General features: G+C 65.7%; 14 protein-coding genes. 9 read left to right on the plus strand and 5 right to left on the minus strand.

Annotated features, from left to right (window positions below):
* Window positions 1-39: 39 nt before the first annotated feature.
* The 4 genes from C4S71_RS10980 to doeA form a co-directional block, all read right to left on the minus strand.
* The gene (locus C4S71_RS10980; protein WP_200825278.1) at window positions 40-909 is read right to left on the minus strand and encodes a carbon-nitrogen hydrolase family protein; all 870 of its coding nucleotides are present in this window, start codon (window positions 907-909) and stop codon (window positions 40-42) included.
* A gap of 196 nt (window positions 910-1105) precedes the next feature.
* Complete coding sequence (locus tag C4S71_RS10985) at window positions 1106-1582, minus strand: Lrp/AsnC family transcriptional regulator (RefSeq protein ID WP_086510083.1); 477 nt, start codon at window positions 1580-1582, stop codon at window positions 1106-1108.
* 54 nt (window positions 1583-1636) lie between these two features.
* Entirely contained in the window at window positions 1637-2650 is a 1014-nt protein-coding gene (gene doeB, locus C4S71_RS10990) for a N(2)-acetyl-L-2,4-diaminobutanoate deacetylase DoeB (protein WP_103969137.1), read from the minus strand.
* Window positions 2651-2681: 31 nt separating this feature from the next.
* Window positions 2682-3881, minus strand: coding sequence for an ectoine hydrolase DoeA (doeA, locus tag C4S71_RS10995; protein ID WP_086510085.1), 1200 nt, complete (start codon window positions 3879-3881; stop codon window positions 2682-2684).
* A 213-nt stretch (window positions 3882-4094) separates the two neighbouring features.
* Here doeA and ehuR point away from each other — a divergent pair, with 213 nt between their 5' ends.
* Window positions 4095-5501 (plus strand): MocR-like ectoine utilization transcription factor EhuR, encoded by a 1407-nt coding sequence (gene ehuR, locus C4S71_RS11000; protein WP_103969138.1) that lies wholly within the window; start codon window positions 4095-4097, stop codon window positions 5499-5501.
* Window positions 5502-5531: 30 nt separating this feature from the next.
* Complete coding sequence (locus tag C4S71_RS11005; RefSeq protein WP_103969139.1) at window positions 5532-6467, plus strand: 2-hydroxyacid dehydrogenase; 936 nt, start codon at window positions 5532-5534, stop codon at window positions 6465-6467.
* 75 nt (window positions 6468-6542) lie between these two features.
* On the opposite strand, the gene C4S71_RS11010 is transcribed toward C4S71_RS11005, so the two are convergent.
* Complete coding sequence (locus C4S71_RS11010) at window positions 6543-8444, minus strand: methyl-accepting chemotaxis protein (protein WP_235014313.1); 1902 nt, start codon at window positions 8442-8444, stop codon at window positions 6543-6545.
* A gap of 389 nt (window positions 8445-8833) precedes the next feature.
* Between C4S71_RS11010 and C4S71_RS11015 the strand changes: the two genes are divergently transcribed.
* The 7 genes from C4S71_RS11015 (at window position 8834) to C4S71_RS11045 (ending at window position 15798) form a co-directional block, all read left to right on the plus strand.
* Window positions 8834-9397, plus strand: a complete 564-nt coding sequence (locus tag C4S71_RS11015) for a nicotinamidase (RefSeq protein ID WP_103969141.1) — start codon at window positions 8834-8836, stop codon at window positions 9395-9397.
* Window positions 9394-10758 (plus strand): nicotinate phosphoribosyltransferase, encoded by a 1365-nt coding sequence (locus tag C4S71_RS11020; RefSeq protein WP_103969142.1) that lies wholly within the window; start codon window positions 9394-9396, stop codon window positions 10756-10758. Before C4S71_RS11015 ends, C4S71_RS11020 begins: the two co-directional genes overlap by 4 nt.
* A gap of 72 nt (window positions 10759-10830) precedes the next feature.
* Window positions 10831-11514, plus strand: coding sequence for a hypothetical protein (locus tag C4S71_RS11025; RefSeq protein ID WP_103969143.1), 684 nt, complete (start codon window positions 10831-10833; stop codon window positions 11512-11514).
* Between the two features lie 84 nt (window positions 11515-11598).
* The gene (locus C4S71_RS11030) at window positions 11599-12525 is read left to right on the plus strand and encodes a LysO family transporter (RefSeq protein ID WP_103969144.1); all 927 of its coding nucleotides are present in this window, start codon (window positions 11599-11601) and stop codon (window positions 12523-12525) included.
* A gap of 168 nt (window positions 12526-12693) precedes the next feature.
* Entirely contained in the window at window positions 12694-13959 is a 1266-nt protein-coding gene (locus C4S71_RS11035) for an ABC transporter substrate-binding protein (RefSeq protein WP_103969145.1), read from the plus strand.
* Between the two features lie 19 nt (window positions 13960-13978).
* Window positions 13979-14956 carry a carbohydrate ABC transporter permease gene (locus C4S71_RS11040; protein ID WP_103969146.1) on the plus strand — a complete coding sequence of 326 codons (978 nt, stop codon included), beginning with the start codon at window positions 13979-13981 and terminating at the stop codon, window positions 14954-14956.
* Complete coding sequence (locus tag C4S71_RS11045) at window positions 14956-15798, plus strand: carbohydrate ABC transporter permease (RefSeq protein ID WP_086510095.1); 843 nt, start codon at window positions 14956-14958, stop codon at window positions 15796-15798. Before C4S71_RS11040 ends, C4S71_RS11045 begins: the two co-directional genes overlap by 1 nt.
* Window positions 15799-15866 lie beyond the last annotated feature (68 nt).

Raw genomic sequence — 15866 nt, forward strand, 5'->3', positions numbered from 1 at the left:
GGCGCAACAGGAACTCCCGCATGACGACCTCCTGAAGGGTCAATACTCTTCGATATCGGTGCGCTGCGGCTTGGCCAGCGGCCCTAGGCTGGCAAGAAACGGCGAGGGACCATGCTCGAAGCGGTAGACCGAGAAATCCACCTGACGGTCGCGGAAGCTCTTGAGCGGTTGCCCCAGGCCGCGCAGGCCCGTCTCGCGCTCGCGCCGCACCCGACTGAAGTCGACCTCGATGGGCATGATCTCCTCACCGGTGCCGGCCTGATGGATCACGTCGCCGGAGGGGCCCACCACGATGGAACGGCCGTTGCCGAGGGCGCCGGCACCGTTGATGTCGAAGAAGTAGCACTGGTTGACCGCGGCGTTGGTGCGGGCGATGGAAAGCTCGATGTCGCGGTCGATGGTATCGGTCATGGTGGGGTGTAGAATCACCTCGGCGCCCATGGCGGCCAGGGTTCGGGTGGTCTCGGGAAACCACATGTCGTAGCAGATCGACACGCCGAAACGACCGACGTTGGGCACGTCGAAGACGACGAACTCCGTGCCGCTCTCCACGCCGGCCTCGTAGGGGCGGAAGGGGAACATCTTGCGGTAACGCGCCACCACCTGGCCGCTCGGATCGATCACCGACAAGGTGTTGTAGGTACCGCTCTCGGTGCGTTCGAACATGGAGCCGGGAATCAGCCAGATACGGTACTGCTCGGCGAGCTGGCAGAAGAACTGCTCGACATGGCTGGGTAACGGGTGGGCATGGTGTGGCGAAGCGCCGAGCGGCATCAGCTCGCTGAACAGAACCATCTGCACCTGGGGAAAGCGACTCATCAGCGCGTCGACCCGGTGGCGCATGGCCTCGGTATTGTCACCGTGATGCAGGGCCTGCATCTGCACCCCGGCAATGGTGAAGTAGGACATGGGCATCTCTCTACGTCAGGCGATCTTGTCTCTGGGCGCTAACCAACTCGTCCGGCACCGCGATGACATGCCGGAAGATCGCCCGGCTGAGTGAGCCGTCGGCTCACTCTCGCTTTTAGCTTATGCCATGATTCTCCCCAGAGCATCAACGTTGAGTTCGCGTTGGAGGCCTCGCCGCCAGCGGCTCCAGCCTAAATCAACTGAGAAAGTCGCCCCGCGCCAGGCCCGGCGCGGGGCGTTTGACCGCCTTGGTCACGATGTAGGTGAAATAGCGCTCGATGCCGACGTCCGAGGTGAGCCAGGCGTCGATGAGACGCTGATAGGCATCGACGGAGTCGGCCTCCACCTTCATCAGGTAGTCGACCCCGCCGCCCACGGCCACGCATTCGGTGACCTCGGGGGTTTCGTGGACCAGCGCCTCGAAGCGGGCGAAGCTCTCGGCATTGTGCTGCTTGAGCTCGATCTGCACCCACACCGGGGTGCGCTTGACCAGCGCATCGGGGTTGATGCGTGCACCGTAACCCTCGATGATGCCGGCCTTCTCCAGCCGCCGCACCCGCTCCCAGCACGGGCTGACCGAGAGGTTGATGGCCTCGGCCAGCTTCGACTTGGTGATGCGTCCATCGCGGGACAGGATCTCGAGAATCTTCAGGTCGTATCGATCGAGCTTCATCGTTTTCTCTTGTTATCGGCGGAGCGGCCTTGTCATCGGCAGAGCGACGCGGATTCAGCCGAGGGAGTCGACCACGTCGGCAATCACGGCAATGGTGTCACCCATGTTGACCAGCGCGGGGAAACGCCGCGCTGCCAGGATGCCGTCACGCCCGGCATGGTACTCGACCGGTGCCGCACCGCTGCGGGTCATGTCGTAGACGCGGGCGATCACCTGGCCCTTCTCCACCCTGTCGCCCAGCGCCAGGGTCAGCTCGAGCAGACCGCTGTGCTCGCTCTGCACGTAGCAACTGGCGTCGGGCATGTCGAGATAGACCTGCGGCTCGGCGGGCATCTCCACCTTGCCCTGAAGCAGGCCGAAGTGGATCAGGAAATTGCGCACGCCGCGCTCGGTGAGGGCCAGACTCTCGGGGGTCGAGGTGCCGCCGCCGCCCAGCTCGGTGGCGACGAAGATCTTGCCCTGACTCTCCACCGCGGTATCGAACAGCGCCGCGGCATCGAGTTCGAACATCATCATGGCGTAGGGGGCGCCGAACGCCTTGGCACCCTCCAGCGCCTGGCGCTGCTGCTCGGGATCGTCGAGCACGTGGGAGGCGCCGAAGGGAATGATGTCCAGGGTACGCCCGCCGGAGTGCAGGTCGAGCACCACGTCGCACATCGGCGTCATGACCCGGGTGAAGTAGTCGGCGATCTTCTCGGTCACCGTGCCGTCGGGGTCGCCCGGAAAGCTGCGGTTGAGATTGCCGCCATCCATCGGCGAGGTGCGCTTGCCGGCCGTGGCCGCTGGCATGTTCATCATCGGCACGATGATCACGCGACCGCTCACGTCCTCGGCACGCAGCGAGCTCGACAGCTTCAGCAGCGCAGTGATGCCCTCGTACTCGTCGCCGTGGTTGCCGCCGGTCAGCAGCGCCGTGGGGCCCTCGCCGTTCTTGACCACGGTCACCGGAATCATCACCGCGCCCCAGGCCGACTCGTCGGTGGAGATCGGCAGCTTGAGGAAACCGTGCTGGACGCCGTCGGCGTCGAAGTCCACGGTGGCGCTGATCGGGCTGGGTCGCTTGCTCATCTTGTTCTCCTTGACTTGACGAACGCTGGCCTTACTTGACGAAAAGCTGGCGCGGAAAATTGGCCAGCGCTTCGCAGCCGGTCTCGGTGATCAGAATGCTCTCGGTAATCTCGAGCCCCCAGTCGTCCTGCCACAGGCCCGGCATGAAGTGAAAGGTCATGCCCGGCTCGAGAACGGTCTCGTCGGAGGGACGTAGGCTCATGGTGCGCTCGCCCCAGTCCGGCGGGTAGCTGATGCCGATGGGGTAGCCGCAGCGGGCACCGCCGCGGTCGAAGCCGTACTTGTCCATCGCCGCGCCCAGGGCCATGGCGATGTCGGCGGTGCGATTGCCGGGCTTGGCCACGGCCAGGCCGTTCTCGATACCCTCGAGCAGCGCCGACTCGGCGCGCACGAAGTCCCGCGGCGGACGGCCCAGGAATACCGTGCGCGACAGCGGCGCATGGTAGCGCTTGAACACCCCGGCGATCTCGAAGAAGGTCCCTTCCCCCTTGCGGAACGGCGTGTCGTCCCAGGTCAGGTGAGGTGCCGCCGCATCCTTGCCGGTGGGCAGCATGGGCACGATGGCGGGGTAGTCGCCGCCGTGCACCTTGCCGTTCTCGTCGACCCAGCCCTCGATACCGACACGGTAGATCTCCGAGACCAGCTTGCTCTTGGGCAGGCCGGGCTCGATCACCTCGAGAATGCGAGAGTGCATGCCCTCGACGATCTTGCCCGCGACCCGCATGTAGGCGATCTCCTGGGGCGACTTGATCGCACGGCACCAGTTGACCAGCGAGTTGGCGTCCATGAAGCGCGCATGGGGCAGTTCGCGCAGCAGGCTCTGGTAGGCCTTGGCCGAGAAGTAGTAGTTGTCCATCTCCAGCCCTACCACGCCCTGATGCCAGCCGCGATCGGGCATGATCGACTGGGCCAGGTAATCCATGGGGTGCATGTCCGGGTTCTGGACGTAATAGTCGGGGTAGTAGGTGATGTTGTCCGGATCGATCCAGCAGGTGCGCAGCGCCCCATTGGCGTCCATGCGCCGGCCGTACCACACCGGTTCGCCCTCCAGCCCCACCAGCACGCACTGGTGCACGTAGAAGGACCAGCCATCATAGCCCGTCAGCCAGGCCATGTTGGACGGGTCACTGATCACCAGCACGTCGATCCCTCGACTGGCCATTTCGGCCCGCACCTTCCACAGCCGGCTGGCATATTCCTCACGAGTGAAGGACAGGGATACCTGAGTCATGGGCCACTCGCCATAAAATCACCAAGAACCGGCCCTCTTCGCTGCAGAAGAAAGCCGGGCCATCGGATAGTCGGTCATCGCGGTCAGGGGTGAAAGGACCGGCCCAAAATTGTCATGATCGATTTTGGCGGAAAACATGACAATCCCAGTTCAATGCCGCTAAGCTGATAGTAGCATCCCCCCTTGGCTGGCGGTCAAAGGCTTTATTGAATCATGACGATTGACCTAACCCCGTACCTGACGGATACGGGCCCCAAGTATTTGGCCATCGCTCGCGCTCTCTCGGAAGCGGTGCGCCAGGGTGAACTCGTGCCCGGCACCCGGTTGCCGCCCCATCGCCAACTGGCCGAGAGTCTGGGGGTCAGCGTCCAGACCGTGTCACGGGCCTATGCCCAGGCCGAGAGGATGGGACTGGTGCAGGCCCGGGTGGGCAGCGGCACCTGGATCAATGCGCTGGACGACGCCCGCGAGTCGGCCTATCTGCGTGGTCACGAAGCACGTCACGAGAGCCCGCTGATCGATCTGTCGATCGCCCACCCGGTATGCCCACCGAGCCATCATTTGCGTTTTCGCCACACCCTGGCCGAGCTGGCCGAACTGGCCAGCCCCGAAGTGATCAGCGCCTGCCGCCCCATCGCCGGCCTCGCTCACCAGCGCGAGCGCGCCAGCGCCTGGCTGCAGTCGCGCCTGCACGTACCCGGCGAGATGGACGACCGCATTCTCTGCAACGGCGCCGCCCACGGCCTGATGCTGGCGATTTCCAGCGTAGTGCAGCACGGCGACCTGGTGCTGACCGAGGCGCTCACCGATCACGGCCTGATCGCCCTGTCGCGCACGCTGGGGTTCCAGCTGCGCGGCATCGCCATCGACGCCGAGGGCATCGTGCCGGAAGCGCTGGAGCTGGCCTGCCAGCGCTTCAAGCCGCGCGCGCTCTACCTGACCCCGACCCAGCTCAACCCCACCGGAGCGACCATGAGCGAGGCGCGCCGCGACGCCGTGGCCGAGGTGCTGGCGCGACACCGGGTGTGGCTGATCGAGGACGACGTGCATGCACTGCTGGAAGCCCCGGGATTCACCCCCGTCGCGGCGCGCATCCCGCAGTTGAGCTTCCACGTCACCAGCCTGACCAAGGTCACCGTGCCGGGCCTGCGTGCCGGCTACCTCACCGTGCCGCGCGGCCAGCTGCACCATGTGCTGCCGCGCATGCGTGCGACCACCTGGATGGCAACGCCGCTGATCTTCGAGATCGCCGACCGCTGGCTGGCCGACGGTACCGTCGAAACCCTGGCTGCCGAACAGCGCAGCCTGCTGGGCGAACGTCAGCAGCTTGCCCAGCGCCTGCTCGGCCATCATGCCCTGGAGTCACGCCCCACCAGCCTGCACGTGTGGATTTCGCTGCCCGACGCCTGGCGCGCCGAGGAGCTGCAGCAGCAGGCGGAACAGGAGGGACTGGCCATCACCACGGCGGTGCCGTTCATGGTGGAGCAGACCCCGCCGCCCAGGCGCATCCGGGTGAGTCTTGGCGCCGAGCAGGACATTGCCCGCCTCGAAGAGGGGCTCAAGCGTCTGGCCGTGCTGCTCGACGAGGCGCCGCCGCCCATGATGCAGATCGTCTATTGAGAGCCATCGTCTACCGAGAAAGGAGCCGTCATGCGCATATTGCTTCACATCGACGACATCGAGGCCTGGCGCGATGCACTGGCCGAGCGCCTGCCCGGTGCCGAGATCGTCACCGCCGACGACCCTGCCGACAAGCGCCGCGATGCCGACTACCTGGCGGTGTGGAAGCCCCCCGAGGCACTGCTCGCCGAACAGACCCGCGCCCGCGGCATCGTCAACCTGGGAGCGGGCGTGGATGCCCTGCTGAGCAATCCGGCGCTGCCCGCGGGCGTACCCATCGTCAAGCTGCGCGATGCCGGCATGGCCGAGCTGATCGGCGACTACGTGCGCTATGGGGTGCTGCACTTTCAGCGCGACTTCGACCGCTACCGCCGCCAGCAGGCGAGTCGGGAATGGCATGAGCATAACGTCACTGCCAAGCGCGACTGGCCGGTGGGCGTGCTCGGCCTTGGCGCCATCGGCGCCAGGGTGGCCGCCATGATCGCCGCCGACGGTTTTCCCGTGCACGGCTGGAGCCGCTCGCCCAAGTCGCTCGAGGGCATTACCTGCCACCACGGCGACGAGGGCCTGGTCGAGCTGCTCGGCCAGATTCGCACCCTGGTGCTGCTGCTGCCCGGCACCAACTCGACCCGCCATATCATCAATGCTGCGGCACTCGCCGCCCTGCCCGAAGGCGCCAGCCTGATCAACCCTGGCCGCGGCAGCCTGATCGACGAGGCGGCACTGCTCGCAGCGCTGGGTGACGGCGAACGGGAAGGCCGGCTGCGTGGTGCCATCCTCGACGCCTTCCCCGAGGAGCCGCTGCCCGAATCGAGCCCGCTGTGGCGGCATCGGCGCATCTGGGTGACGCCGCACATGGCCGGGCCGACCCCGCTGGACGAGGCCGTCGATCAGGTGGCCGAAGCGATCCGCGCCTTCGAGGCCGGCGACGAAGTGGAGAGCGTCGACCCCGAAGCGGGCTACTGATATCGACGCCGGCCTGCGCCGGCAGTAACTGAAACGGCGGGCCCTTGGCCCGCCGCTGCTATCGTCGCTGCCGGTTCAAGCCGGCTGGAGCAAGCGCTCCATGCCGCGATACTCGAGCCGCGATACATCCGAGACTTCCATCATCGACGCGGGCTGCCCCAGGCTGTCGCTGACGCGGAAGCGGGAGATCAGCCTGGCCATCTCTCCGGCCTGGTCGTCCAGCGAACGGCTCGCGGTGGCGACCTGCTCGACCAGCGCCGCGTTCTGCTGGGTGGTGGCCTCGAGCTGGGCCACGGCCTGATTGATCTGCTCGATACCCGCCGACTGTTCGACGCTGGCCGAGGAGATCTCCGCCACCAGATCGGAGACTCGGCGCACGTCCTGGGAGATGGCGGTCAACGCCTCGAAGGTACGCCCCACCAGGCCGTTGCCCGCCTCCACCCTCTGAGTGGTGTTGCCGATCAGTTGGCGAATGCGCTCGGCCTCTTCGGCGCTGCGGCTGGCCAGCTTGCGTACTTCACCGGCCACCACGGCGAAGCCGCGCCCGTGCTCGCCGGCGCGGGCGGCCTCGACCGAGGCATTGAGCGCCAGCAGATTGGTCTGGAAGGCGATGCCGTCGATGGCTTCGACGATGGCCGTGACCTGCCGGTTGGCCTCGAAGATCTGCTGCATGGCCTGGCGCGCCTCCTCGGCCACCCGGCTGGCCTGCTCGGCCTGGGCCACTGCCTGCTCCGTCATGCTGTTGGCCTGGCGCGCATTGTCGGCGGACTGACGCACGGTGGAGGTCATCTGCTCCATGCTGGTGGCGGTTTCCACCAGCGAGGCGGACTGCTCCTCGGTACGACTGGCCAGATCCTCGTTGCCCTGGGCGATCTCGCCGCTGGCCGAGCCTACGCCGCGTGCCCCCTGCTGAATCGAAGCCACCAGTGCTTCCATGCTGTCCGTTGAGTGATTGAAGGCAGCATAGAGCCGCGACAGCTCGTCGCTGCCGGGTACTGCCAGCCGCTGGGTCAGATCGCCGCCGCGCGACTCGATCAGGGCAAGCGCCCGGCGCAGGGGCACGACCATGCTGCGCACCAGCAGGATGGAAAGCACGACGGAGACCAGAATGGCCGCCAGGGCCAGACCGGCGAACGTCCATAGCCCAATGCGAGCCTCGCTTGCCAGACCATGGGCACGGACCTGTACATAGTCGGCCAGCGCCAGCTCCACTGCGCGCAGCCGCTCCAGCTTGCCGGTCTGGGCGTCAAACCAGCGTTCCGCGCGAATGCCATAGCCGCCGTCGATGCCTTGACGCATGGCGATCTGGCGCATCATGGTCAGCTCGCCATTGGCCTCGTGTTCGGTGGTGGCGGCACGATACCGAGCCCACATCTCGGCGTCGGCCTGGATGAGGAAGCTCTCCTCGAACGCTTCCTCTTCGCCGAGCAGGCGGAGAAAGCGGAAATAGACATCCTGTGACATGCTGTTGGCGGCGAAAGCGCTGGCCAACAGCGCCCGCTCTATACCCGCCGTCTCCTTGAGCTCGAGCAGGGAGTAATAGGCACCCAAGCCACGGGAGAGCTCGCCGGCATTGCTCAGCGAACTCAGCCGCCCCACGATCTCGGTCAGGTATGCGTTGATGTCGGTGTAGTAATCAAGGGCATCGAGCCCGCCAATCTCGAGGGCATCTACCTGGCGACGCTTATCGGCCACCTCAGCCAGCAGCGCATCGATCTCCTGCTGTCGCTGGGTAATACCGACGTCGCCACCCACATCGATGCCGGTCCAGGCTGCGCGATAGGCCTCGATCTGCTCGTCGACCAGGCCACGCTGGGCGGCCAGCCGCGTGCCGAAGGCCTCGCCGCGGCTACCGATGAAGCCGACCGACAGGCCGCGCTCCACCTGCAGCTCGTGTATCAGACCACCGAGCTGCACCGACAGACCGGTGAAGCGGTCGACCTGCTGCATGTTGTTGGCAACTTGTTGTCTGTCCATGATGCCGCTCGCGGCCAGCCAGACGATGATGCAAAGGGGCAGTGCCAGCACAAGCATGAACTTGCGTGACACTGGAATGCGGTGAAGGAGGTTTTTCATGTGTTGGAACCCTGCCAAGCTCGAAGATATCGGGAGTCGGGACGTGGCTGGCGTAGCATGCCGTTGTAGTTGTGATATCCGTCGGCCGTCGTGGCGCTGCCTGTCGGCGCGCGAAGGCTTCTTCGGCCGCGCAGCGGGAATCTTGAGAACCGGAGTTCGCCATTCGTCCTGGAATTTGACCGTCATCATTCTTTTCGCCGCGCCGCGGAAATCTGCTTGACCTTCCTACAACGAAGACCGCTAAAGGCATACGCTGTCAGTTACCATTCGTGATCTGCTGGAGGTACGTCATGGCCAAGGTGGAGTACGGACCCGATACCGCACTGCTGGTCGTCGACATGCAGAACGACTTCTGCGAGGGCGGGGCCCTGCCCGTTAAAGGGGGGAGCGCGCTGGTGCCAGGCATCAATGCCGAAATCGATGCCGCCAGGCGCGCCGGTGCGCTGGTGGTGGCCTCGCGGGACTGGCATCCCGTCGACCACATGAGCTTCGTACATCGCGGCGGCCACTGGCCTGTGCACTGCGTGCAGGACACCCCGGGGGCAGGTTTCCACCCCCAGTTGTCCCTGCCCGACGACGTCATACGTCTGAGCAAGGCCACTGCCTTCGACTCCGACGCTTACTCCGCCTTCGAGGGCACCGGCCTGGCCGACTACCTGCGCGAGCGCGGCATCGTACGCGTCGCAGTCTGCGGGCTGGCCATGGACGTCTGCGTCAGGGCCACCGCGCTGGCGGCGCGTCGTGAGAGTTTCTACGTGATCGTGCTCGATGCACTCACGGCGACGGTTGCGCCGGACGCCCGCGGCCACTGCCGGCGCGAGCTAGAAGAAGCCGGCATCGAAGTACGAAAATGAGTGAGGCGACTCCGCTGCAGGTCGAGGACGACGAGCTGGCACTGCTGACCGACCTGTACCAATTGACCATGCTCGAGGCCTACTGGAAGGAGTCGATGCGGGAGCGGGCCACCTTCAGCCTGTTCTTTCGCAAGATGCCTTCCACGCGCCGCTTCATGCTCGCCTGTGGCCAGCAGCACGCCGCGGCAACGATCAGTCGGCTGCGGTTCACCCCAGCGGTGCTGAGGCGCCTCGCTGCGACAGGTCGCTTCCACCCCGAATTCCTCGCCTGGCTCGGCGAATGGCGCTTCAGCGGCGATATCTGGACGCTACCCGAGGGCACGCCGGTGTTCCCCAACGAACCGCTGCTGGAGGTGGACGCCCCTATTGCGGAAGCGCAGTTGATCGAGAGCCTGCTCATGAATCTGGTGCAGCTCGAGACGGTACTGGCCTCCAAGGCCGTGCGTATCGTAATGGCGGCGCGCGGCCGCCCGGTGGTGGACTTCGGCCTGCGCCGCATGCACGGTGTCGATGCCGCCGTGCGTGGCATACGCGCCTACCGCACGGCGGGTCTGTCCGGGACCAGCAACGTGCTGGGCGGCCTGCGGCATGACCTGCCACTGAGCGGCACCATGGCGCACAGCTATATCCTCGCTCACGACAGCGAGACTAACGCGTTCCGTGCCTTCGCCCGGCATTTTCCCGGTACCACGCTGCTGGTGGACACCCACGACACCCTCGAAGGTGTGCGTCAGGTCATCGAACTGCTTCAGGAGGAGCCGGATCTGCGCATCGAGGCCATCCGCCTGGACTCCGGCGATCTCGGCGAACTCGCCCGACGCTCCCGCACGCTGCTCGACGCAGCCGGCCAGACGCATGTCAAGATCATCGCCAGCAGCGGCCTGGACGAATACGAGATCGCCACTCTGCTCGATGCCGACGCGCCGATCGATGCCTTCGGTGTCGGCACCGCCATGGGCGTCTCGGCCGATGCCCCGGTGCTAGACCTCTCCTACAAGCTGGTGGAGTATGCCGGCGTGCCCCGGGTCAAGCACTCGACCGGCAAGGTCAACCTGCCCGGGCGCAAGCAGCTGTTCCGTCGACGGGACCAACAGGGCAACGTCACCGGCGATATCATCGCCCGGCGCGAGGAAGTCATTCCGGATGCCGAGCCGCTGCTGGTGCCGCTGGTGCGCCATGGCCGGCTGGATGAGGCCCACATGGGCGATGCAGGCCGAGCCCGCGAACGGGTCGCCGCCATCTTGCCTCGGCTACCCGAGCGGCTGCGTCGACTGGAGCCTCACGATGACGCCGCCTATCCGGTCATCCTGAGCCCGGCGCTGGAGAGCCTGGCCGCTTTCACCAGGCAAAGCATGGAATAACCGTGCATCACGGAACCAGGTGGGCTGGCGAGGTTCACAGCTACTGTCGCCAACAGCCAAACGGTTCCCGACATGACACCATCATCACGAGCCCTGGCTCGTCTGACTCTCTCCGTTCTGCTGCTGGCCTGGCTTCCGGTCAAGGCCGTGGCGGCCGCGCCCCAGCCCGACGCGCAACTGCAGCCGTTCAGCGCCAGTTACCGCCTGGAAGTGAGGGGCTGGCCCAACGCCACCATCGAGCATGACCTGACTCGGGAGAGCGGCCATTGGCAGAGCCGCATGCAGGCCGCCATCGCCGTGGCCCGAGGCAACGAGCGCAGCCGTTTCATCGTCACGCCTGAGGGCGTGCATTCGGTGAACTACGCCAGCGGCTACTCGCTGTTCGGTGTGGGCGGCAACTATCGTTTGGGCAGCAGCGAACTGGCCGAGCTGCCGGACCGCCAGGCCGCTCTGATCGAACTCTCGCGACGCGCCCTGAACGGCGGCTGCGAGCGCGATACCTGCCGCCTGGTCTACCAGGATCACCGCGGCCGCGAGGAGACCCTCGACTACCGCCTGCTCGGCACCGACGTACTGCAGTTGCCCGCCGGCGAGTTCCAGGCGCTCAAGGTAGAAGTCAGGGAGCCGGACACGCCGGAGCGCAGTATGGTGTTTCACTTCCACCCCGAGTACCCCGGCCTGCTGCTGGCAGTGGACTACCAGCGCGACGGCGAGCGCCGCAGCCGGCTCACCCTGACCTCACTCAGGACCGACTGAGCACGAGACCCGGCGCCGGGCACGAAAGCCTGGTAGAGTTGGCGGTTTTCGCCGCCCTGAGCGGCCGGGCTGAAGGATACCGTCATGCTGTCGGGGCTTTTGATCGTGCTGCTGCCACTGGTGCTGGGCTATCTGGTGCCGGTGCGAAGTCCCGACGTTCTGGCCATCATCAATCGCGGCGTCAGCGCTTCGGTCTACGTCATTCTGCTGTTGATGGGCATCAGCCTGGCGGGGCTGGACGAGCTGGGCCGCGAGCTGTCGCGCATGGGCGGACAGGCACTGACTCTGTTCACGGTGATCACCGCCTGCAACCTGCTGGCGCTGGGGTGGCTGTCGCAGCGTCTGGCCCTGCGCATGGGACCCTCTCCGGTGGTGGCCAATGCGCCTACCACCAAACTGGCCGCACTGGCCGGCTCCCTGGCCCTGGTAGCGGTGGTGGCGGGCGGCGTGCTGATCGGCCTGGCGCTTGCCTGGCTGGGCGGCGATGCCATCTTTCAGCATGCCGAGCTTCTGGCCGAATGGGTGCTCTACGTGCTGCTGGCGCTGATTGGCTGTCAGTTGCGCAACTCCGGCATGCCGCTGCGCCAGATCCTGCTCAACCGCCACGGGCTGGCCATTGCCATGACCCTGGCCGTGAGTTCGCTGATCGGCGGCTTGCTCGCCGCTCCCCTGCTGTCGCTGAGCTGGAACGAGGGCCTGGCGATGGCATCGGGCTTCGGCTGGTATTCGCTCTCGGCGATCCTGGTCGGCGATCAGCTCGGCCCCGTGTTCGGCGGAGTGGCCTTCTTCAACGATCTCAGCCGCGAGCTGCTGGCCTTCATCCTGATCCCGCTGTTCATCAAGCGCCACGCGCCCCTGGCCATCGGCTACGGCGGCGCGACCTCCATGGACTTCACCCTGCCGGTGATCCAGCAGCACGGTGGCGTGGCCTGCGTGCCCATCGCCGTGGTCAGCGGCTTCATCCTCTCGCTGCTGTCGCCGCCGCTGATCCTGTTCTTCCTGTCGCTGTGAGCCGCGGGAGCTATGCTCAGGAAGCAACGGCAAGCGCCAAGCCCACTGTTAGCCGAAAGTCTAGGTTGAACTCTCCAGGCAGAAACGGCTAACTGAGCGGCGAACGATCTTAATCGTTTAAGTCTCCTCAGCCGCCATCGATAACAACAAGCCGACAAGGATACCTGCATGTACAAGAAGACGTTGCTCTCCACCCTCGTCGTTGCCGGAGCCGCCAGCTTCAGTCACGCCCAGGCCGCCGACCTGACCATTTCCTGCGGTGCCGTGGGCGCCGAACTGCAGCTCTGCCAGCAGGGCGTGCGGGCGTGGGAAGAGAAGACCGGTTACAGCGTCGACGTGGTCTCGACCCCCAACTCCTCCACCGAACGCCTGTCGCTCTACCAGCAGATCCTCTCCGCCAACTCCACCGACATCGACATCATGCAGATCGACGTCGTATGGCCGGGCCTGCTCGCCAACCATCTGCTCGACCTGCGCGAAGTGCTGGGCGACGACGCCGGTGAAGGGCACTTCTCCGCCATCGTCGAGAACAACACCATCGACGACCGCCTGGTCGCGATGCCCTGGTTCACCGATGCCGGCGTGCTCTACTACCGCGCCGACCTGCTCGAGCAGTACGGCTTCGAGCCGCCGGAAACCTGGGAAGAGCTGACTGAAGTCGCCCGCGAGATCCAGAACGCCGAGCGCGAGGCAGGCAACAGCCGTATGCATGGCTTCGTCTTCCAGGGCCGCGCCTACGAGGGGCTGACCTGTAACGCCCTGGAGTGGGTGGCCAGTCACGGTGGCGGCACCATCGTCGACCAGGACGGCGAGATCACCATCAACAACCCGCAGGCCGCCGCGGCACTGGACCTTGCCGCCTCCTGGATCGGCGACATCTCGCCCAACGGCGTACTCAACTACACCGAGGAAGAGGCCCGCGGCGTGTTCCAGGGCGGCAACGCCGTGTTCATGCGTAACTGGCCCTATGCCTGGGCGCTGGCTCAGAGCGAGGGCAGCGAGGTACGCGGCAAAGTGGGCGTGACCCAACTGCCCTACAGCGGCGACGGCAGCACTGCCGCCACGCTGGGCGGCTGGAACCTGGCGGTGTCGCGCTACAGCGAGAACCCTGAGCTCGCCGCCGATCTGGTGGCCTTCCTGGCTGGCGAAGAGGAGCAGAAGCGGCGCGCCATCGAGGGTGCCTACAACCCGACCCTCGAAACACTCTACCAGGATGACGAGGTACTCGAGGCGGTGCCCTTCTTCGGCGAACTCTACGAAACCTTCGTCAATGCCGTGGCGCGGCCTTCGGCGCCCACCGGCGATGCCTATGGCCGCGTCAGCAACGCCTTCTTCAGCGCCACTCACGACGTGCTCTCCGGCAACCGCAGCGGTGAGCAGGCGATGAGCGACCTGGACCACGAGCTGGCCCGTCTCAAGCGCCGCAACTGGTAACCCCCTTCAGGAGCCCGCCATGTCGACTCCCGTGACCGAAAGCGCGCCGATCCCGGCGCGCCCCCTACCGGCAAGCTATCGCAGTACCAAGGTGAGGCGGCAGCGAGTACGCGCCGCCTGGCTGTTCCTGGCGCCGATGCTGGTGACCCTGGCCATGGTGGCCGGCTGGCCTCTGCTGCGCACCTTCTACTTCAGCTTCACCGACGCCTCGCTGTCGGACATGAGCGATACCCTGTTCATCGGGCTGGAGAATTACCTGGTCTACGACGACGGCCGCTGGTTCGGCGTGCTGGCCGATCCCATCTGGTGGCGGGCGGTGTGGAACACCGTCTACTTCTCGGTGGTCTCGGTGTCGCTGGAAGTGGTGTTCGGGGTCATCGTCGCCCTGGTGCTCAACGCTGAGTTCAAGGGTCGTACCCTGGTACGCGCCGCGGTGTTGATCCCCTGGGCGATTCCGACCATCGTCTCGGCGCAGATGTGGGCGTGGATGCTCAACGACCAGTTCGGCATCATCAATCATCTGCTGATGGCGCTCGGCATCATCGCCAGCCCCATCGCCTGGACCGCCGATGCCAACTACTCCATGTGGGCGGTGATCATGGTCGACGTGTGGAAGACCACGCCGTTCGTCGCCCTGCTGGTGCTGGCGGCACTGCAGATGCTGCCCAAGGACTGCTACGAAGCGGCCGAGGTCGACGGCATCCACCCGGTCAAGGTGTTCTTCCGCGTCACCCTGCCGCTGATCACCCCCGCACTGATGGTGGCGGTGATCTTCCGCCTGCTCGACGCGCTGCGCGTGTTCGACGTGATCTACGTGCTCACCTCCAACTCCACCAGCACCATGTCGATGTCGATCTACGCTCGTCAACAATTGGTGGAGTTCCAGGACGTAGGCTACGGCAGTGCCGCTTCCACCCTGCTGTTCCTGATCATCGCCCTGGCGACCATCGCCTATCTCTACCTGGGCCGCAAGCAACTGCAACTGGGAGGTGACTGATGACCTCGCGCCAGCTTTCCAAACTCGCAGCGCGTGCCGGCTTCTGGCTGCTGGTGGCCTTGATCGTGGTGGTCGCGGTATTCCCGTTCTACTACGCCATCAAGACCTCCTTCACGCCTTCCGGCGACCTGTTCCGGGTCGAGCTGTGGCCCACGCGAGCCACGCTTGCCAACTACGCGCAGATCTTCTCCCAGCGCAGCTTCCTGCAGGCGATCTTCAACTCGATCCTGGTTGCCACCAGCGTGGTGTTCATCGCGCTGCTGCTGGGCATCACCGCCTCCTACGCCCTGGGGCGGGTACGCTTTCGCGGCCGCACCTCGGTGCTGCTGATCATCCTCGGCGTGTCGATGTTCCCGCAGGTGGCGGTGCTCTCGGGCCTGTTCGAGGTGATCCGCGCGCTCAACCTCTACAACAACCCGGGCGGGCTGATCCTGAGCTACACCATCTTCACCCTGCCCTTCACCGTGTGGGTGCTGACCACCTTCATGCGACAGCTGCCCCTGGAGCTCGAGGAGGCCGCGATCATGGACGGCGCCACGCCCTGGGTGACCATCACCAAGGTGTTCCTGCCGCTGATGTGGCCGGCCATGGCGACCACCGGGCTGCTCGCCTTCATTGCCGCCTGGAACGAGTTCCTCTTCGCCCTGACCTTCACCCTGACCGACAGCCAGCGCACGGTACCGGTAGCGATCGCTCTGCTCTCCGGCGGCAGCGCCTACGAGCTGCCCTGGGCGCCGATCATGGCCGCTTCGGTGGTGGTGACGGTACCGCTGGTGGTGCTGGTGATCATCTTCCAGCGGCGCATCGTCTCGGGACTGACGGCCGGCGCGGTGAAGGGATGAATCGGAGCGGCTGAACCTCGACACGAACGAATTGTCCACGGCGACTCGTACCTGACGAACAACCCAGC

Source organism: Billgrantia desiderata (assembly GCF_900108215.1).
Lineage (GTDB): Bacteria > Pseudomonadota > Gammaproteobacteria > Pseudomonadales > Halomonadaceae > Halomonas > Halomonas desiderata.